This is a genomic window from Luteitalea sp. (assembly GCA_009377605.1).
Classification (GTDB): Bacteria; Acidobacteriota; Vicinamibacteria; order Vicinamibacterales; family Vicinamibacteraceae; genus WHTT01.
Genome location: WHTT01000161.1, coordinates 6926 through 7212 on the forward strand (window position 1 = coordinate 6926; position 287 = coordinate 7212).

At 63.1% G+C, this 287-nt stretch carries 1 pseudogene (cut by a window edge); it reads right to left on the reverse strand.

Annotated features, from left to right (window positions below):
• Positions 1-276: pseudogene (locus GEV06_27750) on the reverse strand (hypothetical protein); it reaches 456 nt to the left of the window's first position.
• Positions 277-287: the final 11 nt, after the last annotated feature.

Sequence of the window (287 nt, forward strand, 5' to 3'; positions counted from 1 at the left end):
GGCCAGCGTCATCCCATCCGAAGCTCCGGCCGCGGCCGCATCTATGACGTTGACGTGCGTACGCTCCACGCGCATCTTGACCTCGCCGCGCGTGACCGATTCCTCTGTTTCTGGCAGCAGAATCTTCGACAGATACAATCCGCAGGGCGCTGCCATGACACTCGTGGTGAGAATGGCCACGGGCTCCGCGCCGAGCGCGATGTATACGGCCATCACGCCGCCGGAGATTGTGGCCAGGCCACCGATCATGAGCGCGAGCAGCTCAGACTGCGTCATCTTCGGGATGT